At 72.6% G+C, this 20,141-nt stretch carries 17 protein-coding genes and 1 riboswitch; of the genes, 12 read left to right on the forward strand and 5 right to left on the reverse strand.

Annotated features, from left to right (window positions below; all coding sequences use genetic code 11):
- Positions 1-30: 30 nt before the first annotated feature.
- Entirely contained in the window at positions 31-1,245 is a 1,215-nt protein-coding gene (locus OG906_RS28000; protein ID WP_329446723.1) for an MFS transporter, read from the reverse strand.
- Positions 1,246-1,301: 56 nt separating this feature from the next.
- Here OG906_RS28000 and OG906_RS28005 point away from each other — a divergent pair, with 56 nt between their 5' ends.
- Positions 1,302-2,465 carry an ROK family transcriptional regulator gene (locus tag OG906_RS28005; RefSeq protein WP_329446725.1) on the forward strand — a complete coding sequence of 388 codons (1,164 nt, stop codon included), beginning with the start codon at positions 1,302-1,304 and terminating at the stop codon, positions 2,463-2,465.
- Positions 2,466-2,705: 240 nt separating this feature from the next.
- On the opposite strand, the gene OG906_RS28010 is transcribed toward OG906_RS28005, so the two are convergent.
- Both OG906_RS28010 and OG906_RS28015 read right to left on the reverse strand, forming a co-directional pair.
- The gene (locus OG906_RS28010) at positions 2,706-3,614 is read right to left on the reverse strand and encodes an RNA polymerase sigma-70 factor (protein WP_329446727.1); all 909 of its coding nucleotides are present in this window, start codon (positions 3,612-3,614) and stop codon (positions 2,706-2,708) included.
- A gap of 91 nt (positions 3,615-3,705) precedes the next feature.
- A complete protein-coding gene (locus tag OG906_RS28015; RefSeq protein ID WP_329446729.1) occupies positions 3,706-6,075 on the reverse strand; it encodes a chitinase C-terminal domain-containing protein in 2,370 nt (789 codons plus the stop codon).
- A gap of 313 nt (positions 6,076-6,388) precedes the next feature.
- Positions 6,389-6,519, forward strand: a riboswitch (FMN riboswitch).
- A 242-nt stretch (positions 6,520-6,761) separates the two neighbouring features.
- Between OG906_RS28015 and ribD the strand changes: the two genes are divergently transcribed.
- The 10 genes from ribD (at position 6,762) to OG906_RS28065 (ending at position 15,387) form a co-directional block, all read left to right on the forward strand.
- The gene (ribD, locus tag OG906_RS28020; protein ID WP_329448155.1) at positions 6,762-7,844 is read left to right on the forward strand and encodes a bifunctional diaminohydroxyphosphoribosylaminopyrimidine deaminase/5-amino-6-(5-phosphoribosylamino)uracil reductase RibD; all 1,083 of its coding nucleotides are present in this window, start codon (positions 6,762-6,764) and stop codon (positions 7,842-7,844) included.
- Positions 7,845-8,468, forward strand: coding sequence for a riboflavin synthase (locus tag OG906_RS28025; RefSeq protein ID WP_329446731.1), 624 nt, complete (start codon positions 7,845-7,847; stop codon positions 8,466-8,468).
- Positions 8,465-9,118 carry a nicotinamide mononucleotide transporter family protein gene (locus OG906_RS28030; protein WP_267799430.1) on the forward strand — a complete coding sequence of 218 codons (654 nt, stop codon included), beginning with the start codon at positions 8,465-8,467 and terminating at the stop codon, positions 9,116-9,118. The genes OG906_RS28025 and OG906_RS28030 overlap by 4 nt, the downstream gene beginning before the upstream one ends.
- A complete protein-coding gene (locus OG906_RS28035) occupies positions 9,115-10,413 on the forward strand; it encodes a bifunctional 3,4-dihydroxy-2-butanone-4-phosphate synthase/GTP cyclohydrolase II (protein ID WP_329446733.1) in 1,299 nt (432 codons plus the stop codon). The genes OG906_RS28030 and OG906_RS28035 overlap by 4 nt, the downstream gene beginning before the upstream one ends.
- 63 nt (positions 10,414-10,476) lie before the next feature.
- Positions 10,477-10,962, forward strand: coding sequence for a 6,7-dimethyl-8-ribityllumazine synthase (ribH, locus tag OG906_RS28040; RefSeq protein ID WP_007262951.1), 486 nt, complete (start codon positions 10,477-10,479; stop codon positions 10,960-10,962).
- A gap of 35 nt (positions 10,963-10,997) precedes the next feature.
- Entirely contained in the window at positions 10,998-11,279 is a 282-nt protein-coding gene (locus OG906_RS28045) for a phosphoribosyl-ATP diphosphatase (protein ID WP_053681798.1), read from the forward strand.
- 77 nt (positions 11,280-11,356) lie between these two features.
- On the forward strand, positions 11,357-12,205 hold the full coding sequence (gene hisG, locus OG906_RS28050; protein ID WP_053681799.1) for an ATP phosphoribosyltransferase: 849 nt from the start codon (positions 11,357-11,359) through the stop codon (positions 12,203-12,205).
- A 94-nt stretch (positions 12,206-12,299) separates the two neighbouring features.
- Positions 12,300-12,764 carry a PH domain-containing protein gene (locus tag OG906_RS28055; protein ID WP_329446737.1) on the forward strand — a complete coding sequence of 155 codons (465 nt, stop codon included), beginning with the start codon at positions 12,300-12,302 and terminating at the stop codon, positions 12,762-12,764.
- Positions 12,765-12,964: 200 nt separating this feature from the next.
- Positions 12,965-14,314: a hemolysin family protein gene (locus tag OG906_RS28060; protein ID WP_267799432.1), complete on the forward strand. Its 1,350-nt coding sequence runs from the start codon at positions 12,965-12,967 to the stop codon at positions 14,312-14,314.
- On the forward strand, positions 14,311-15,387 hold the full coding sequence (locus OG906_RS28065) for a hemolysin family protein (RefSeq protein ID WP_267799433.1): 1,077 nt from the start codon (positions 14,311-14,313) through the stop codon (positions 15,385-15,387). The genes OG906_RS28060 and OG906_RS28065 overlap by 4 nt, the downstream gene beginning before the upstream one ends.
- 34 nt (positions 15,388-15,421) lie before the next feature.
- Here the strand turns inward: OG906_RS28065 and OG906_RS28070 are convergent, their stop codons facing one another.
- Positions 15,422-17,371, reverse strand: coding sequence for an AAA family ATPase (locus tag OG906_RS28070; RefSeq protein WP_267828659.1), 1,950 nt, complete (start codon positions 17,369-17,371; stop codon positions 15,422-15,424).
- A 357-nt stretch (positions 17,372-17,728) separates the two neighbouring features.
- Positions 17,729-18,382, reverse strand: coding sequence for a uridine kinase family protein (locus OG906_RS28075; protein ID WP_443067421.1), 654 nt, complete (start codon positions 18,380-18,382; stop codon positions 17,729-17,731).
- 236 nt (positions 18,383-18,618) lie between these two features.
- On the opposite strand from OG906_RS28075, the gene OG906_RS28080 reads away from it, so the two are divergent.
- Entirely contained in the window at positions 18,619-20,022 is a 1,404-nt protein-coding gene (locus tag OG906_RS28080; RefSeq protein ID WP_329446741.1) for a peptidase C39 family protein, read from the forward strand.
- The last annotated feature ends 119 nt before the right edge of the window (positions 20,023-20,141 follow it).

A 20,141-nucleotide genomic window follows, 5' to 3' on the forward strand; every position in this document is an offset into this window, starting at 1 on the left:
CGTGTCGAACCGCGGGAGCCAGCCGACATATTACGGCCGGATTCGAGCGGTTTCGTCCCGGTTCGTCGTGACGGCCTTGCCCGCTGAGGGCTTCGGGCGCAGCACGGCGGCCCCCACCACCAGCGCGAACGCCAGCAACGTGACCAGACCGAAGGAGACCACGAGCGAGGTCGCGTCCGCCACCGCGCCGATCGCCGACGGTGCGATCAGACCGGAGGTGTACGTGATCGTCGCCACCCCGGCGATCGCCTGGGCCGGCGCCGGACCGCTGCGCGCCGCCGCCGCGAACGCCAACGGGACCACGACCGCGATGCCCAGCCCGATCAGCCCGAACCCCGTGAGGGCCGCCGCCGGATGCCGCACGGTCACCACCAACACCCCGCCCAGGGTGGCCAACACGCCGCCCACGCGGACGGTGCGCACCGCACCGAACCGGTCCACCACCCGGTCCCCGACGAGCCGCGCGACGGCCATCGTCAGCGCGAACGCGGTGGTCGAGGCGGCGGCCAGACCCGCGTCCGTGTGCAGCACGTCCCGCAGGTACACGGCGGACCAGTCGAGACTGGCGCCCTCCGCGAAGACCGCGCAGAAGCCGATCGCGCCGATCAGCAGCGCCGACCTCGGGGGCAGGGCGAAGCCCGGCGGCGCCTCCGCGTTCTCCGCGCTGCGCAGGTCCAGCACGCCCCGTACGGCGAACAGCCCGGCCGCGGTCAGTGCGAGCGCGGCGATCAGGTGGTGCAGGCGGGCGTCGGCCCCGGTGTGGGCCGCGAGCGTGCCGGCTGCCGAGCCGAGGAGCGCGCCCACGCTCCACATGCCGTGCAGCGAGGACATGATCGAGCGGCCCATCCGGTTCTCGGTCTCCACGCCGAGCGCGTTCATGGCCACGTCCGCCATCCCCGCGCTCGCCCCGTAGACGAAGAGCGCGAGGCAGAGCGTCACCAGGTTCGGGGCGAGGCTCGGCAGGATCAGCGACAGCGTCCACATCGACAGCAGTCCGCGCAGCGCGGTGCGCGCGCCGAACCGGTGGTTGATCCGCCCGGCCAGCGGCATCGCGAGCGCCGCTCCCAGGGCGGGGAAGGCGAGTGCGAGCCCCAGGGTGCCGGCGCTGAGCTGCGCGTGGTCCTGGATCCAGGGGATGCGGGTGGCGAAGGAGCCGGTGACGGCGCCGTGGGCGCAGAACACGGCGGCTATGGCGAAGCGGGCATGGCGCAGTCGCGCCGGGCTGAGGTCGGTTTCCCCGGTCATGACACGCAAACTATCAGGGACCCTGCCTGATGGTTAATGCCCCGGGACTCCCTAAGATGGGCGCCGTGATCCCTGCCAAGGCCCTGACGGCCGCCGCTCCCTCGCCCGCGTCGCCGAGCACGGCCCGAGCCATCAACGACCGGCTCGCCCTCGGACTCCTCCAGTCCGAGGGACCCCTCACGGCCACCCAGCTCAAGCACCTGACCGGCCTGTCGCGGCCCTCGGTCGCCGACCTCGTCGAACGACTCACCGAAGCCGGACTGATCGAGGTCGTGGGGGAGTCCGGGGCACAGCGACGCGGCCCCAACGCCCGCCTGTACGGGATCGTCGCCCGCCGCGCCCACCTGGCCGCGCTGGACGTGCGCACCGACAGCGCCACCGCCGTCGTCACCGACCTGCTGGGCCTGCCACTGGCCGAGGTCTCGCTGCCGGTCGACGCCGTCGAGGAGGCCGTGGACCGGCTGGACGCCCTGACGCGGGAGGTCGGCGCGGCCCCCCTGCACACCGTGGTCGTCGGCGCTCCCGGGCTGGTCTCCCCGGACAGCGGCCAACTCGGCGACACCCTGCGCCTGCCGTCCTGGCACCGGGACCTCGTGGCGGCCCTGCGGCGACGGCTGGCGGCGAAGGTGGTCGTGGAGAACGAGACCAACCTGGCTGCCCTCGCCGAACAGCGGATCGGCGCGGCCCGGGACGTGGACTCCTTCGTCCTGCTGTGGCTGGGCGCCGGGGTGGGCGCGGCGGTGGTCCTGGACGGGCGGCTGCGCCGGGGAGCCTCCGGTGGGGCGGGCGAGATCGGCTTCCTGCCCGTCCCGGGGACCGCCGCACTGCCGTCGGACACCGACTGCGGCGGAGGCTTCCACGCGCTCGCCGGACGCCGTGCCGTCACCGCGCTGGCCGCCGAACACGGCTTCCGGGGACCGGCGGAGGAGGCGGTCGCCGGCGCCGCCGGCGAGGCGTTCCTGGACGCGCTGGCCGAACGCCTCGCGATCGGGGCGGCGGCCGTCGCGGCGATCCTCGACCCCGGCTGCGTGGTCCTGGCGGGCGAACTCGGCCACGCCGGCGGCCCCGCGCTGGCCGCCCGCGTCGCCGCCCGCCTGAGCACCCTGACCCCGGTCACCACGGAGGTCCGCGCCACGGTCCTCGGCGGCGCGGCGGTACTGGCGGGGGCCAGACTGGCCGCCCGCGAGGAGGCACAGGCCGTCCTCTTCGGCGGCGGCTGACCCCACCCGGCCCCGAAACGCCGGCCCCCGGCCCGCCGGCACCCGATGCTCCCGGCGCGGGCCCGCCCCCGCCCGGTCCGCGCCACTCGCACCGCCCCCGCCCGCCCGGCGCACGCGCACGACTACCGCCGGGCCAGGAACTCCGCGAAGGTGCCGCGGCCCACCGCGTGCGACGGAGCCAGGTTCCCGCCGCGCCGGAAACCGTGTTCACGGTGTCCGTTCCTTCCCGAGGGAGTGCGTTCACCAGCCCGGACCGGGCAGCCTCCCGGAATGTGACAGCTGTCGTCGCAGGAACACCAGCTTCTCCGGGTTGACCACCACCCGCGCGCCGCTGACCAGTCCATTCTCGAATTCCGGCAGGAACACCGCCACCTCGCCGAAGACCAGCGCCGGGGCCCCGTTGACCTCCGCGAAGGCGACCGCCTCCTCGCCGACGAACTTGCGCAGCGCGCCCACCAGGAAACGGGCCACGTTCCCCCGGCCCAGGATCGGCCGCCGGGCCGCGCCCACCACCCCGCCGCCGTCCGACACGTACCGGACGTCGGTCGCGAGCAGGCTCTCCAGCCGGGCCAGGTCCCCGTCGCGCGCCGCGGACATGAAGGTCTCCACCAGGCCCCGCCACCGCTCGGGATCGGGTGGGAACCGCGGCCGCGGGCTGTCCACCCGCTCCGCCGCCCGTCGGTGGAGCTGCCGGGAGTTGGCCTCGGTGACGTCCAGCAGCCCGGCGATCTCCCGGTGCCCGTACCCGAAGGCCTCGCGCAGCACGTACACGGCGCGCTCCTTCGGCGTCAGCCGTTCCAGCAGCACCAGCAGGGCCATCGAGACGCCGTCCCGGCGCTCGGCCGAGTCCAGCGGGCCGAGCGTCCCGTCCCCGGTGAGGACCGGTTCCGGGAGCCAGGGGCCGACGTACTCCTCGCGCCGGGCGCGCGCGGAGGTGAGCCGGTTGAGGCACAGCCGGGTGACCACCTTGGCCAACCAGGCCCCCGGATGCGCGATCGGCTCCCGGTCGGCGCCGTTCCACCGCAACCAGGCGTCCTGTACGACGTCCTCGGCCTCGTGGGCGGAGCCCAGCATGCGGTAGGCGATGCCGAACATCCGTTGCCGGTGTTCCTCGAAGTCCGCTCCGGTCGCGGCGTTGTCCGTGGTCACGGCCCCAGCCTACGAGCGGACGCGCGAGGACCCGGTGGCCGCCGGGCCACCGGGTCCTCACACTCGTCGGGTCAAGCGGGCAGACCGGGGGTCAGCACGCGCCCTGGTCCTTCCAGACGCCCCAGTCACCGGTGGTGCCGGGCTCCTCGTTCTGCGTCCACCAACCGGCCTTCCAGTTGCGGCCCTTGTGCGAGACCACGTTGCCGCTGTTGTAGACCTGACCCGCGACGTACGCCGGGTTGGTGCACGTGCCGCCCGGGGGCGTCGTCGGCGGCGTGGTCGGCGGGGTGGTGGGGGGAGTCGTCGGAGGGGTGGTGGGCGGGGTGGTGGGCGGGGTCGTGGTGCCCGGCTCCACGACCGTGGTGCCGCGCGCCAGGTCTCCGGCGAGTGCGTAGGTCGTGCCGGAGATGTTCACCGTCCAGTTGGAGGGCGTGGACACCGGCAGGTAGTAGTTGAACGCCAGGTCGACCGAGGCGCCCGGGGCCAGCGTCTGCCAGGCCGGGAGCTTCAGGGAGACCCGGTGGAAGTCGCCCTTCAGACCACCGACGTTGCTGCCGGTGTGGTCGCTGCTGATCACCTTCGTGCCGAACCCGGACTGGTCCGAGGCGTTGTTCGGAGCCGAGGTCGCGTAGTCGAACTGGAACTCGGTGCCGCCCGGCAGCGTGGTCCGGGTGTTGTTGGTGATCTTGATCTTCGGGGTGATCGGGTAGTTGGAGTCGCCGAGCTTGAACTCGGTGAACTCCGTCGCCACGTCCACGGCCTTCTTCGGCAGCGCGGTGTTGGACTTGCTCGCGCCGTACGGGGAGGCCGCCTTGAACTCGTCGTACATCAGCGAGGTGAGCGTGTCGCCCATCTCGTACTGGCCCTTCGTGGCGTTCCAGGCGTAGTCGCCCGCCATCTCCCAGACCATCGTGCCGCCGATGCCGCGGTCCACGACGTAGTCGGCCTTGGCCGCCACCGACTGCTCGTCCTCGGTGGAGAGGAAGACCTTCTTCTGGGCGTTCCACAGCCACGGCGCGACCAGCTTGGCGTCGTACTTGCGGACGTAGGTGCCGGTCAGGGTGGTGTTCGCGGGGAAGCCGTACCTGGTGACGTAGTCGCCGACGATCCCCTTCTCCAGGTTCTTGGCGTGCCACATCGGGTTGGAACCGGCGGGGGACTCGACCCCGTTGGTGTCCTTGTCGTGCCACAGGTTGTCGATGCCGACGGCGCCGTCACCGCACTTGGTCAGACCGGCGCCGGCCGGGCAGGTCGTCGCGGACGCCTTGCCCCACAGGCCGTCGGTGCCGCCCTGCACGTTCTTGTGGCCGCGGGTGTAGTACGGCAGGCCGATGTTGATGCGGCCCGCCGGCATCGAGCCGCGGAAGTAGTGGTAGGCCCAGTCGGTGTTGAGGTACCCGACGCCCCCGTACTGGGAGCTGCCGTAGACGTTGGCGGCCGCCAGCTCGGCGTCCTTGCCGTCGTCGAACAGCGAGGCGTTGGGGCCGACGTACTCGTTCCAGGCGCCGTGCAGGTCGTAGGACATGATGTTGACGTAGTCCAGGTACTTCTGCATCTGGAACGTCTCCATGCCCCGCAGCAGGTAGCCGGAGGAGGGGGCGGCGACGGTGAGCAGGTAGTGCTTGCCGTCGGTGGCGCCCGCGCGGTCGAGCTTCTCGCGCAGCGACTTCATCAGGGCGGCGTAGCCCTTGACCAGCCCGGCCCGGCGGGCGTTGGAGAGCTGCCAGTCCAGCGGGTTGCCCGCGTCCTTCATGGTGGTCGGGTACTCGTAGTCGATGTCGACGCCGTTGAACCCGTACTTGCGGATGAACTCGACGGAGGAGTTCGCGAAGGTGTCGATGCCGGCCTGGTTGACCGAGCCGTCGGCGTTGGTGGCCATCGAGTAGAAGCCGCCGGAGGCGACCCGGTTGCCGTCGTCGCCGAAGTAGCCCCCGGTCTCGGCCCAACCGCCCACCGAGATCAGGGTCTTCACGTTCGGGTACTGCTTCTTGAACTTCGTCAGCTGGTTGAAGTGGCCCTTGTAGGGGAGGGCCGGATCCATCTCGGCGCCCGCGACACCCGGCCAGGTCATCCCGGTGGCCGCGTTGTTCGCGTTGTCCGCGCCCACGGAGATCTTGTTGTCCCCGCCGACGTGGGCGAAGGCGTAGTTCAGGTGGGTGACCTTGGACCAGGGGATGTTGTTGGCGAGGTAGGCGGGGGTGCCGTCCTTGCCGGTGCGCCATCCGGTGAAGTAGCCGATGACGCGCCGCTGGTGGTCGGCGCCCATCTTCTCGCGGCCCTCGGAGTCGTAGACCGAGCAGTACGGGACGTCGACTCCGGCCGTCTTGTACAGCCCGTCGGGGCGACACGACTCGTTGTCGGCGGCGTGCGAGACGCCGGCCGAGAGCCCGCCGACCAGCAGTCCGGCGATTGCGGCGCCGGATGCCAGGAGCATCGCTCTCGTACGTGTGGGGGACGGCATGGTGCCTCCTGGGGAGGGGAGGATGGCAGGACACAACGTGCATCAACATGCGGAAGGGTGACGCTGGTTGGCCCGCGACGTGCGCACATCCGCCGGGCCGGCTCCCTGGGAAGACGAAGGGAACGTTAAGAGGACTAGACCAACCCGTCAATAGGTCTGGACCAACGCTCGGTCGGAAGTGCGCGTCCCGCGCCGGCGGCGCGCGGCCGGCGCGACAGTGGCGCTCAAGAATGGCTTGTTTGTGATCCAGGCCACATGCGCTCACCCGCATGGCCGCCGATCACCCGTGGCACACTGGCCTGAGTACCAGTAGCAGCGCACTCCGGGGTCGGTGTAATTCCGAACCGGCGGTTATAGTCCGCGACCCGTCCGCAGCCAGCGGCCGGTTGACCAGGTGAAATTCCTGGACCGACGGTTAAAGTCCGGATGGGAGGCAGTGCGCGGCGGGCAGTCACCGGTACGCCGCCGTCGGCGGTCCATCGGCGTATCCAGCGGATACGTCTCGAAAGGACCGTTCATCCGGCCTCGGCGTCCCCGCGTGTGCCACCCGCTTCATCTGTCGTATCCCGACAGGCCCCGGAGTCCGTGCCCGATTGAGGCAGGAGGACCCGGTGGCGCCACACGCCGACACGCACCACGACGACGCGTCCGCACGTGACGCGCACGTCGTGCGTGACGAAACCGCCATGCGCCGAGCCATCGAGCTCGCGGCCCGCGGACTCGGCTCCACCAGCCCCAACCCCGTCGTCGGCTGCGTCGTCACGGACGCCACCGGCCGCGTCGTCGGCGAAGGCTGGCACGAACGGGCCGGCGGCCCGCACGCCGAGGTACACGCCCTGCGCGCGGCCGGGGCGGCGGCCCGCGGCGGCACCGCCTACGTCACCCTCGAACCCTGCAACCACACCGGCCGCACCGGCCCCTGCGCGCAGGCCCTCGTCGACGCCGGCGTCACCCGCGTCCTCTACGCCGTCCCCGACCCGACCCCGCAGGCCGGCGGGGGCTCCGCCACCCTGCGCGCGGCCGGGATCACCGCCGAGGCCGGCCTCCTCGCCGACGAGGCCGAGGACGGCAACGCCGCCTGGCTGACCTCCGTGCGCCTGGGCCGCCCCCACGTCCTGTGGAAGTACGCCGCCACCCTCGACGGCCGCGTCGCCGCCGCCGACGGCACGAGCCGCTGGATCAGCTCCGCCGAGTCCCGCGCCGACGTCCACCGGCTGCGCGCCGAGGTCGACGCCGTCCTCGTCGGCGCCGGCACCCTGCGCGCCGACGACCCGCACCTCGCCGTGCGCGGACCCGCGGCGCAGGCCCTCGCGGGCCGGCCGCTGCGGGTCGTCCTGGACACCCACGCCCGCATCCGGCCCGGCGCCCGCGTCCTGGACGACGCCGCGCCGACCCTGCTCGCCGTCGGCGAGCACGCCGACACCCGGCACCTGCCCGGAGTCGACGTGGTCCGCCTCCCCGGCGACGCGCACGGACTCTCCGTCGAGGCCCTGCTCGCGGAGCTGTACCGGCGCGGCACCCGCTCCGTCCTCCTCGAAGGCGGCCCGACGCTGGCCGGCGCGTTCGTCGCGGCGGGCGCCGTGGACAAGGTCGTCGGCTACCTCGCCCCCGTCCTGCTCGGAGCGGGCCCGAACGCCCTCGCCGACGCCGGCGTCGCCACCCTCACCGACGCGCTCCGTCTCCGCATCACCGACACGACCCGCATCGGCACCGACATCCGCGTCACCGCAGTCCCCGAAGCCGCCCCCACCGCCCCCAAGGAGCACTGAGTGTTCACCGGAATCGTCGAAGAACTGGGCGAGGTCACCGCCGTCGAGCAGCTCGCGGAAGCCTCCCGCTTCCGCCTGCGCGGCCCCCTCGTCACCGACGGCGCCAAGCACGGCGACTCGATCGCCGTCAACGGCGTCTGCCTGACCGTGGTGGAGACCGCCGACGGCGAGTTCACCGCCGACGTCATGCAGGAGACCCTGAACCGCTCCAGCCTCGGCGCCCTCACCCAGGGGTCCCGGGTCAACCTGGAGCGTCCGATGGAACTCGGCGGGCGGCTCGGCGGGCACCTGGTCCAGGGCCACGTGGACGGCACCGGCACGATCCTCTCCCGCACCCCCTCCGAGCACTGGGAGATCGTCAAGGTCGGCCTTCCCGCCGGCCTCGCGCGGTACGTCGTCGAGAAGGGCTCCATCACGGTCGACGGCGTCAGCCTCACCGTGGTCGAGGCCGCCGCCGACTGGTTCACCATCAGCCTCATCCCGACCACCCTCGCCCTGACCACGCTCGGCCTCAAGCAGAGCGGCGACCCGGTCAACCTGGAGGTGGACGTCCTCGCCAAGTACGTGGAACGCCTGCTCGCCGCCGGAGTGAACCCCCTGCACGCCCGGGAGGAATCGAAGTGAGCGCCCTGACCTGGCTCAACACCGAGGCCTTCGAGGTCGTCGGCCAGAAGGTCATCTGGTCCGACATGATCGGCAACCTGATGGGCCTGGCCGCCCTCGCGCTCGGCTGGCGCCGCTCCATATGGACCTGGCCCGCCCAGCTCCTCTCCGGCCTGATCCTCATCGCCGCCTACGCCTCCGCCCACCTCGCGGGCGGCGTCGGCAAGCAGCTCCTCGTCATCGGCGTGGCCGTCTGGGGCTGGCGGGCCTGGCAGAAGGGCCGGCAGCAGGCCCAGGACGGCTCCATCGCCGTCCGCACGGCGAGCTGGAAGGAGCGCGGACTGCTCCTGGCCGGCGCGGCCCTCGGCACCCTCGCGGTCGGCGGCCTCTTCACGCTGTTCCCGCACCTGTCGTGGAGCCCGTGGGCGGACGCCTACATCTTCGTCGGCACCATCGTGGCCATGGTGGCCCAGGCCCGCGGCCTGGTGGAGTTCTGGTTCGCCTGGCTCCTCGTCGACCTCGTCGGCGTCCCCCTCGCCTTCAACAACGGCCTGGCCTTCTCCGGTCTCGTCTACGTCGTCTACTTCGCGCTCGTCCTGTGGGGCGCGTACGACTGGTACCAGCGCTCGCGCCGCACCCCCGCCCCGGCCCTCGAAGGAGCAACGGCATGACCCCCCTCAAGCCCGTGCCGGACATGCCCGCCGCAGCCGAGGAGACCTTCCGCCTCGACCCGGTCGAGCAGGCCATCCGCGACATCGCCGCGGGCCGCCCGATCGTCGTCGTCGACGACGAGGACCGCGAGAACGAGGGCGACCTCGTCATCGCGGCCGAGAAGGCCACCCCCGAGATCATCGCGTTCATGATGAGCGAGTGCCGCGGCCTGATCTGCGCCCCCATGGAGGGCCCCGAGCTGGACCGGCTGGAACTTCCCCAGATGGTCCGGAACAACACCGAGTCCATGCAGACGGCCTTCACCGTCTCCGTCGACGCGAGCGCCGCCCACGGCGTCAGCACCGGGATCTCGGCCGCCGACCGCGCCACCACGCTGCGCCTGCTGGCCGCCGGCTCCTGCGAGCCCTCGGACTTCGTCCGCCCCGGCCACGTCTTCCCGCTGCGCGCCAAGCCCGGCGGCGTCCTGGTCCGCAACGGCCACACCGAGGCCGCCGTGGACCTCGCCCGCCTCGCGGGCCTGCGCCCGGCCGGCGCCATCGTGGAGATCGCCGGCGAGGACGGCGTCATGCTGCGCCTGCCCGAGCTGATCCCCTTCGCCCGCAAGCACGGGCTGACGATCATCTCGATCGAGGACCTGATCGCCTACCGGCGCTCGGCCGAGCCGACCGTGCGCCGCGAGGCCGAGGTCAGCCTGCCGACCGCCTTCGGCGAGTTCACCGCGTACGGCTACCGCTCCACCGTCGACGGCGTCGAGCACATCGCCCTCGTCCACGGCGAGGTGGGGGACGGCGGCGACATCCTGGTCCGCATGCACTCCGAGTGCCTGACCGGGGACATCTTCCAGTCCCAGCGCTGCGACTGCGGTCCCCAACTGCACGCCTCCATGGCCCGCATCCAGGCCGAGGGCCGCGGCGTCGTCGTCTACCTGCGCGGCCACGAGGGCCGGGGCATCGGCCTCCTGTCCAAGCTGCGCGCGTACGAGCTCCAGGAGCGCGGCCGCGACACCCTCGACGCCAACCTCGAACTCGGCCTGCCCGCCGACGCCCGCGACTACGGGGCCGGCGCCCGGATCCTCGCCGACCTGGGCGTGCACGGCGTCCGACTGCTGACGAACAACCCCGACAAGGCCGCCGCCCTTGTCCGCCACGGCATCACGGTCGACAGCCGGGAGCCGATGCCCGTCGAGGCCGGCGAGCACAACCTGCGGTACCTGCGCACCAAGCGGGACCGGATGGGCCACGACCTGCCCTGGCTGGACGAGGCCGTGTCCACCTCCGCCTGCGGCAACCAGTAACACGTACGAGCCAACCCGACACCACCCCGAGCACCACCCGACCAACACCCGAGGAGCAGAGCTGTGAGCGGCAAGGGCGCACCCGAACTGAGCGTGAAGAACTGCGGAGACCTGCGAGTCGCCGTGATCGCGGCCCAGTGGCACGAGAAGGTCATGGACGGTCTGGTCGACGGCGCCCTGCGGGCCCTGCACGAGCTGGGCATCGACGAGCCCACCCTCCTGCGGGTCCCGGGCAGCTTCGAGCTCCCGGTCGTGGCGAAGGTACTCGCCGGTCGCGGTTACGATGCCATCGTCGCCCTCGGAGTGGTCATCCGTGGCGGCACCCCGCACTTCGACTACGTCTGCCAGGGCGTCACCCAGGGCCTGGTACAGGTGTCGATCGACACCGGAGTCCCCGTCGGCTTCGGTGTACTGACCTGCGACAACGACGAGCAGGCGCTGGACCGCGCCGGGCTTGAGGGGTCGAATGAGGACAAGGGGCACGAAGCGGTCACCGCCGCCGTCTCCACCGCCATGACCCTGCGGACCGTCAGCGAACCCTGGCGCTGAGTGGCGGCGGGGGACCCCTTATTCTGAGGACCATCATGGCGAACACATCCCCCAAGAGCTTCGAAGAGCTCTTCACCGAGCTCCAGCTCAAGGCCGCCAACGGCGACCCCGGCACGTCCCGCACCGCCGAGCTCGTCTCGCAGGGCGTGCATGCCATCGGCAAGAAGGTCGTCGAGGAGGCCGCCGAGGTCTGGATGGCCGCCGAGTACGAGGGCAAGGAAGCCGCCGCCGAGGAGATCTCCCAGCTGCTCTACCACGTCCAGGTGATGATGGTGGCGCGCGGGATCACCCTCGACGACGTCTACGCGCACCTCTAGACCGGCAGCCCCTCCCGCGGGCCCCCCGCCCGCCACCCGTCCCCACCTTTCGCAACCCACGCAACAAAGGAAGCCCCATGCTGCGCATCGCCGTCCCCAACAAGGGTGCACTCTCCGGACCTGCGTCGGCGATGCTCCATGAGGCCGGCTACCGGATGCGCAAGGAATCCAAGGAGCTCGTGGTCGTCGACCCCGAGAACGAGGTGGAGTTCTTCTACCTCCGCCCCAAGGACATCGCGATCTACGTGTCCTCCGGGAAGCTCGACATCGGCATCACCGGCCGCGACCTGCTGCTCGACTCCGGCGCCAGCGCCGAGGAGATCCTGCCGCTGAACTTCGGCCGGTCCACCTTCCGCTACGCCACGATCCCCGGCACCGCGAAGGGCCCCGAGGACTTCACCGGGATGACCATCGCGACCTCGTACGAGGGAATCGTCGCCAAGCACCTCGCCGACCAGGGCATCGACGCCTCCGTCGTGCACCTCGACGGCGCGGTGGAGACCGCCATCCAGCTCGGCGTCGCCCAGATCATCGCCGACGTCGTCGAGACCGGCACCAGCCTGCGCAACGCCGGCCTGGAGGTCATCGGCGAGCCGATCATGACCTCCGAGGCGGTCGTCATCCGCGGCAACACCGCCGACGCCGAGGACCCGCGCACCCAGCAGTTCCTGCGCCGCCTCCAGGGCGTCCTGGTGGCCCGCAGCTACGTGATGATGGACTACGACTGCCGCGCCGAGCACCTGGAGCGCGCGGTCGCCCTCACCCCGGGCCTGGAGTCGCCGACCGTCTCCCCGCTGCACAACGAGGGCTGGGTCGCCGTCCGCGCCATGGTCCCCGCCAAGGAAGCCCAGCGGATCATGGACGACCTGTACGAGCTCGGCGCGCGCGCGATCCTCACCACCTCGATCCACGCCTGCCGCCTCTGACACGCCCCGTCCGGCGGATCCGCCGTCCCCGCGGATCCGCCACTCCACCGGCCCATCAGACGCACCACCTTCCGAGCAGAACCGAGCGCACACCATGGCCGAGTCCGCCGCCCAGCCCGCACCGCCCGCCCTGCCGGTCACCTTCCGGCCGAACCGCACCCGGGCCGTCCTGCTGGGCGTCGGGACCGTCATGTTCGTGACCATCGGATCGATCGCGTTCCTCCTGGAGAACCTCAGCCCGGGGGAGCGGATCAGCTTCCTGTTCACCGCCGCCCTGCTGAGTTCCGTTCTCGTCCTGCTCAGCCGCCCCAAGGTGGTCGCGGACGAGGCCGGCGTCACCGTGGTCAACCTCACGACGACCCGCCGACTGGAGTGGGCGCAGATCCTGCGCGTCAACCTCCGCCCCGGCGACCCGTGGGTGTTCCTCGACCTGAACGACGGCACCAGCCTGCCCGCACTCGGCATCCAGCCCGGCATCGCCAAGGCCCAGGCGATCGGCGACGCCCGCGCCCTGCGCGCCCTGGCCGAGAGCCGCGGAACGGGCGGACACGACCACTGACCCCGCCCAGGATCGTCGCTGCGTCCCATTGCGGCGGCGATCCGAGTGACTACCCTGGTGGCGGGGCGCAGCCGTGCGCCCTCCCACCGGCCCCGGGACCCCGTGGCCCGCGGGCAACTGCGACTTGAGGAGTGACTCCCTCCAGCAATGGACGGATCGTCCGGTAGTACCCGCGCCGCCCTCCCGATGGAGGCGGCGGCATGACCATCCCGCTACTCCTGCTCGTGGCGGCTTTCGTCCTGATCCTCGCCAACGGTTTCTTCGTGGCAGCCGAATTCGGCCTCGTCACGGTGGAGCGACCCGAGGCCGAACGCGCCGCGGCCGACGGTGACCGCCGTGCCCGCACGGTGGTCGAGGCCCTGAAGGAACTCTCCTTCCAGCTCTCCGGCACCCAGCTCGGCATCACCATCACCTCCCTCGTCGTCGGCATGCTCGCCGAACCGGCGCTCGCGGCCCTGCTGTCCGGGCCGCTCGCCGCCACCGGCCTGCCCGGGGGAGCCGTCTCCGGCGTCGCCGTCGTCATCGGCATGCTGCTCGCCTCCGCCGTCCAGATGGTCGTCGGCGAGCTCGTACCGAAGAACTGGGCGGTCTCCCGACCGCTCCAGGTGGCCCGGTTCGTGGCCGGCCCCCAACAGGTCTTCTCCCGCGCCTTCCGGCCGGTCATCGCGGCCCTCAACGCCGTCGCCAACCGGCTCGTCCGCGCGCTCGGGGTCGAGCCCACCGACGAGATGGCCTCCGCCCGCACCCCCGGCGAACTGGTCTCCCTGGTCCGCCACTCGGCCCAGGCCGGCGCCCTCGAACAGGACACCGCCGACCTCTTCGTACGGACCCTCTCGCTGGGCGAGCTCACGGCCCAGCACGTCATGACCCCCCGGGTGAAGGTCAGCGCCCTCCAGCACACGGCCACCGCGGCCGACGTGCTCAACCTGACCCGGGCCACCGGCCTGTCCCGCTTCCCGGTCTACCGCGAACGCATCGACGAGATCACCGGCGTCGTCCACCTCAAGGACGCCCTCGCCGTGCCCGAGTCCGAGCGCGCCCGCACCACCGTGGGCCGGATCTGCGTCGCCCCGCTGCTGGTCCCCGGCTCCCTGCCGGTCCAGCCCCTGCTGGAGCGGCTGCGCAGCGAACAACCGATGGCCGTGGTCGTCGACGAGTACGGCGGCACCGCCGGAGTCGTCACCCTGGAGGACATCGTGGAGGAACTCGTCGGAGAGGTCCGCGACGAGCACGACCTCGCGGAGGACGGCACGCCCGAACTGGCCGCCGTGCCCGCCGAGGACGGCCGCCCCTCCTGGGAGGCCGACGGCAGCTGCCGCGTGCACACCCTGCGCCGCATAGGCCTGGAGGTGCCCGAGGGCCCCTACGAGACCGTCGCCGGACTGGTCGCCGACCTGCTCGGTCGGATCCCCGCCCCCGGCGACCGGGCCGAGCTCCCCGGTTGGAAGCTGTCCGTCCGCCAGGTCGGCCGCTACCGCGCCGAACGGGTCAGGCTGGTCCGCACGGCCCCCGTCCCCACCCCGGCCGAGCCCCAGGCGGTGGGCCGGTGAACGCCCTCCAGCTCGTCTTCGCCCTGCTCCTGGTCCTGGCCAACGGCTTCTTCGTCGGCGCCGAGTTCGCTCTCGTCTCCGTACGCCGCAGCCAGATCGAACCCCTCGCGGCCGGGTCCAAGCGGGCCCGCCAGGTGCTCCACGGCCTGGAGAACCTGCCGCGCATGATGGCGGCGGCCCAGTTCGGCATCACCATGTGCTCGCTCACCCTCGGCGCCGTCGCCGAACCGACCGTGGCCCGGCTGCTGGAGCCCGTCTTCCACGCCGCGCACGTGCCGGAAGGCCTGATCCACCCCCTCGGCTACGCCGTCGCGCTCGCCGCCGTGGTCTTCCTGCACCTGGTCATCGGCGAGATGGTCCCCAAGAACCTCGCCATGGCCGCCCCCGAGAAGACCGCCCTGTGGTTCAGCCCCGGCCTGGTGGCCTTCGCCCGGGTCTGCGGCCCGGTCACGACCGCCCTCGGCGCCTGCGCCACGCTCGTCCTGCGGCTCTTCAAGGTCGAGCCGAAGGACGAGGTCGAGGCCGTCTACACCAGCGCCCAGCTCGGTCGCCTCCTCAAGGACTCCCGGCAGGCCGGGTTCCTGGAGCAGGTGCAGCACGAACGGCTGGAGGACGCCCTCGAACTGGGCAGCCGCCCCGTCACCGACGTGCTGCTGGCCCACGACCGGCTCGTGTCGGTCAGCCCGGCGGTCACCCCGCGCCAGATCGAACAGCTGACGGTGCGCACCGGCTACTCCCGGTTCCCCGTCCAGTCCGACAGCGGTGCCTTCATGGGCTACCTGCACGTCAAGGATGTACTGGACCTGGAGGACCGGGAACGCGCCGTGCCCCAGCGGGTCTGGCGCCGGATGACCACGGTGTGCTCCACCCTCCCGCTGGACGACGCCCTCACCGTCATGCGCCGGGACGCCACCCACCTGGCCCAGGTCGCGGACCCGGCCGGCCGGGTGCTGGGCCTGGTCGCGATGGAGGACGTACTGGAGATGCTGGTCGGAGAGGTGCGCGATCCCGCGCACCGCACCGCCCCGCCGGCCCGCCGGGCACCCGTCTCGGAGGAGGCCATGGCGAGCTGACCCCGCCGCCGGCCCGACCCGGAGCCCCCGTCGCCTACAGCGGCGGGGGCTCCGTGCGGTCCTGGGGGCCCCGGCCCGACAGGACCTCCCCGTACGCCTGCATCAGATCGGCCAGCCGCAGCGTCGCCAGGTCCTCCCGGGAGGGATCGGCGGCGAACCCCGCCAACCGCAGGTCCCGGTACGCGCAGCTCTTTTCGTACAGGGTCCGCAGGAAGCGGCCGTTGCCCAGCTCGTCGATCCAGCCCTGCTCGACGACGTGCCCGCTGATGCTGCGCAGCTCGTCGAGGGCCTCCTCGTCCCAGCAGTCCCCGTTCGCGTCGGCCAGCACCCCGCCGATGGCGGTCAGCTCCGGAGGCCGGTAGCTCGGGAAGTCCACCCGGGTGGTGAACCGCGACGAGAGCCCCGGGTTCGTGGCCAGCAGCCGGTCCATCCCGGCCGGATAGCCCGCCAGGATCACCACCAGGTGGTCGCGGTTGTCCTCGGCCCGCTTCAGCAGGACCTGGAGGGCCTCGTCCCCGTACGCGTCACCCTTGCTGTAACCGGAGTTGGACAGGCTGTAGGCCTCGTCGACGAACAGCACCCCGCCGATCGCGGAATCGATCAGTTCGTTCGCCTTCACGGCCGTCTGCCCCAGGAACTCGCCCACCAGATCGGCCCGTTGGGCCTCCACCAGATGATCGCCACCCAACAGGCCGAGAGCGTAGAACACCCGGCCCAGGATCCGCGCGACCGTGGTCTTGCCCGTCCCCGAGGGCCCCGAGAAGACGAAGTGCCGCTTCGGGGGCTGCACCGGCAGCCCCTGACTCGCCCGCAGCCCGGCCATGTGCAACTGCGCCGACAAGGCCTTCACCTGCCGCTTGACGGGCTCCAGGCCCACCATCCGCTCCAACTCGGCGAGCGCCTCGGCCAACGCCTGCGGATCGGCGGGCCCGGCCGGCAGACCCGCCGCCCGGGGCGGAACCACCACCTTGCGGCGCACGCCCTCCAACCGGTTCGGGCCGGGCGGCACCCCACCCGGCCCGAACCGCTGATCCGGCGGCTCCAGAACCGTCGGCGGATCCGGCTCGACCTGCCCGTCCGCCGCGATGTCCTGCACCGGGCCCGAGCCGCCGCCCAGCGCCACCGCCGCGAAGTCCCCGCCGGACGGGGAGAGCCCGTGCCCGGCGAAACCCTCGCCGGAGTGCCCGTACCCCGCGTACCCGTCGGCCCCGTCCACGAAGTCGGCGTCCTCGATCGCCGTCAGCCGCGCCACCGTGTCCATGAACGCCGGATCCACCCGGTGCACGGCGCGGTACAGCGGCAGCGCCGCCGCGCTGCGCCCCGTGCCCTCGTGCGCCCGCGCCAGCCAGTACCGCAGCTCCTTGCGCTGGGGCTGCTCGCTGCGGCACCGCATCAGCGCCGCCGACAGCATCGGCTCGGCCTGCCCGTACATCTCCAGCCGGACCCGGGCCATCCCGCCGAACAGACCCGCCTCGATGCCCAGCAGCGGATCGTCGACCAGCGGCTCGGTGTGCCGGACCAACTGGTCCCAGTCCTTCACCAGATACGCCCGGCAGGCGTGCAGGAAGCGCACCTGCGCGTCGGTGTCCACCGGCGGCAGGGCCGCCAACGCCTGGTCCAACTCGGGCACGTGACGGCCGTCCAGCCAGTGCGAGGCGTGGGCCAACAACAGGTCCCGGCGGCTCTCCAGCACCGGCTGCACCCACCAGCCCAGCCAGTACCAGGAGTTCAGCATGCGCCGGTGACGGGCCCGCTGCTCGCCGAACCGGTCCCGATGGGCGTACATGCGCAATAACGCGTTGGTGGTGTCCACCCGGAGCGCGTGGAGACCCAGCCAGGCGTCGGCCATCGCGGGATCGAGCCGTACGGCCGCCCGGAACTCCTCCTCGGCCTGCGGATAGGCGCCCATCGTGCAGGCGTCCACCCCGCGCAGCCAGGCGAGTTCGGCCGGGGCGTGCGCGCTGCCCGGCGTGCCGAAGTCCATCACATCCCCCACAAGCCTGCCCCCGTGGTACGCGGCAACCCCCGCGTCAGTCCCGCGAGTTGCCTACCGCGCCAGATGAAATCAGGGCTGCATCGTACCTGCGGTGAGGCACCTTACCCAGGGTGCGGGGGGTGTGCGTCGGGGGCGCGTTTCGGGCCGCTGTGGTGACGCAGGGTGAAGAGCCGGGTGCGGTGGGCCCCGCTGAGGGCAGAGCGAAGCCCCCGGTCACGGGGGAACAACCGGGGGCTTCGCGTCCGCCGCGGCCCTTGCGGACCGGGCATTCAGAACGTAAGGCCGTCGCGGGCGCCAGGTCAAGCCGGTCGGAGGGGGCCGGTGCGGACGGATCTCCGGACCCGCTCAGGCGCGGGGGAGCCCGTCACCTTCCGTGACGGAAGAGGTGGTTCGCGCGGTCGCACCGGCCCCGGAAGTCCACTCGTATCCCGTACCGCTCTGGCGTACCAGGGTGTCGGCGAAGGGGCGCGAAGGGTCGTCCGCGAAGTGCGCGAGCTCCGCGCGCTCCCATCCGTCCCAGAAGTCGGAGAGTTCGCGCCCGTCCCGGTTTCGCCCGCGCCCCCAGGACTGCGCGCGCGGTGTCTCCATCCACAGCAGCCTCGCCAGCCACGGCCGCAGCGTCCGCCGCCCCGCCCCGACCCCCTCGACGAGCAGCACCGGGGCCGGCTCCAGCTCCCGCGCGGGGCCGAACCGGCGCTCCACCCAGTCGTACGGCGTCCAGAGCGCGGGCCGGCCGGCCCGGAGCGGCTCCAGTACCTGGGCACCCAGACGCCCGTCCCACGCGAACAGTTCCTCGTGGGTGGCCACGTCGTCCAGGTGCATCACCGGTGCCCCGCCCAGGGCGTCGGCGAGCCGCTCCGCGAAGGTGCTCTTCCCGGAGCCGGCGTGCCCGTCGATGCCGATCAGCCGCACCGGACCGAGCGACGGCGGCAGGGAGGCCAGCTCCCGCGCGAGCCGTTCCAGGGGACCGCCGGCCCGGGCGGGCCCGTGGGGCTCCACTGCCGCGAGGGGATCGGGTGACGGGGGTGACGGATGTGGCTCCACCCGGCCAGCCTAGGCGGTGGTGGCGGGGGCGCCTGCGGACTCCCCCGCGGGGGGCGCCCGCGGACGGAGTCCGCCCGGCGGGACCGGCCGAGTGGCGGCGCCGACACGGGGCCCGTGGCTTCGCCGCCCGGAGGCCGGGAACTGGAAGGGTGGACCAGCCGAGCCACCGCACCGACCCATGGGGGCCACCGATGACCGCACCCACACCACGCAGGGCCCTGCTCGCCGTCGCCCTCGCGGCCGCCGCCGCGGCCACCGTTCCCGGCGGTGCGGCCTCCGCCGCCGGCCCGTCCCGGGCCGGCGCGAAGACCCCCGCGGCCCCGGGCGCCGGCGCGTCCGCCGAGGCCGCCACGGGCCGGACGGTCGACAACCGCTTCTGGTACTCCCACGCCCACTGGCTGGCCGGCGCCCACCAGGGCACCACGGCGGTCGGCGGCGCCCGACCCGGCCTGGAGATGAAGGTCCCGGCCGGCCGGACCGAGTACACCGACCCGCACACCGCGCGGAAGGCCACCTGGGAGTACGCCTCCTGGACCTCGCCGGTGCACCGCTCGACCGTTCCCGCCACCGAGGCCATCGCGTCCTGGAACGCCCGCACCCCGGCCGGCACCTGGATCCGGATCGAGCTGCGCGGCACGTACACCGACGGCACCGCCACCCCGTGGTACGTCATGGGCCGTTGGGCCTCCGGCGACGGCGACATCCGGCGCACCTCGGTCGACGGGCAGAGCGACGGGCGCAGCACCGTCTGGACCGACACGCTGGCCCTCGACGGGCCCGCCAAGGCCGCCGGCCTGCGCATCCGTGACTGGCAACTGCGCCTGACCCTCTACCGCAAGCCCGGCGCCGAGCGCGGGCCGACGGTCTGGCTGGCCGGCGCGATGGTCTCCGACGTCCCGGACCGCTTCACCGTCCCCCCCTCCGCCCCGTCGGGCACGGCCCACGAACTGAAGGTCCCGAGGTACTCGCAGGAGGTCCACATCGGCCGGTACCCCGAGTACGACAACGGCGGCGAGGCCTGGTGCAGCCCCACCTCCTCCCAGATGATCATCGAGTTCTGGGGGCGCCGGGCCAGTGCGGCGGCCGTGGGGTGGGTCCGCAAGGGCTACTCCGACCCGCAGGTCTGCCACGCCGCCCGGTCCACGTACGACGCGGCGTACAAGGGCTGCGGCAACTGGCCCTTCAACGCCGCCTACGCCGCCACGTACCGGGACATGGCCGGGGTCGTCACCCGGCTGACGTCCCTCGCCGACCTGGAGGTCCTGGTCCGCGCCGGGATCCCGGCCATCACCTCGCAGTCCTTCCGCGCCGAGGAGCTGACCGGCGCCGGCTACGGCACGGCGGGCCACCTGATGACCGTCATCGGCTTCACGGCCGCCGGGGACGTGATCGCCAACGATCCGAACTCGGCGGACAACCCGTCCGTCCGCCGCGTCTACCGGCGCAAGGAGTGGGAGACGATCTGGCTCCGCACCAAGCGCCGCAACGCCACGGGCAAAGAGGTCTCCGGCACCGGCGGCATCTGCTACCTGTACGTCCCGGCCCGCCCGTCGGCGGCCGCGATCCGGGCACTGCGGACGGTGGGCGTGCTCTGACGGGGCCGGCGGTCCGCTTGTCGCACGCACCCGCACCGCTTGTCGGAAGCACGAAAAAGTCCGTGCCCGTTTCCGTTGACCCGAATGGGTTGTAAGTGGAGCATAAAGGGCACAGAACG

This window comes from Streptomyces sp. NBC_01426 (genome assembly GCF_036231985.1).
In the GTDB taxonomy this organism is placed as follows: Bacteria; Actinomycetota; Actinomycetes; order Streptomycetales; family Streptomycetaceae; genus Streptomyces.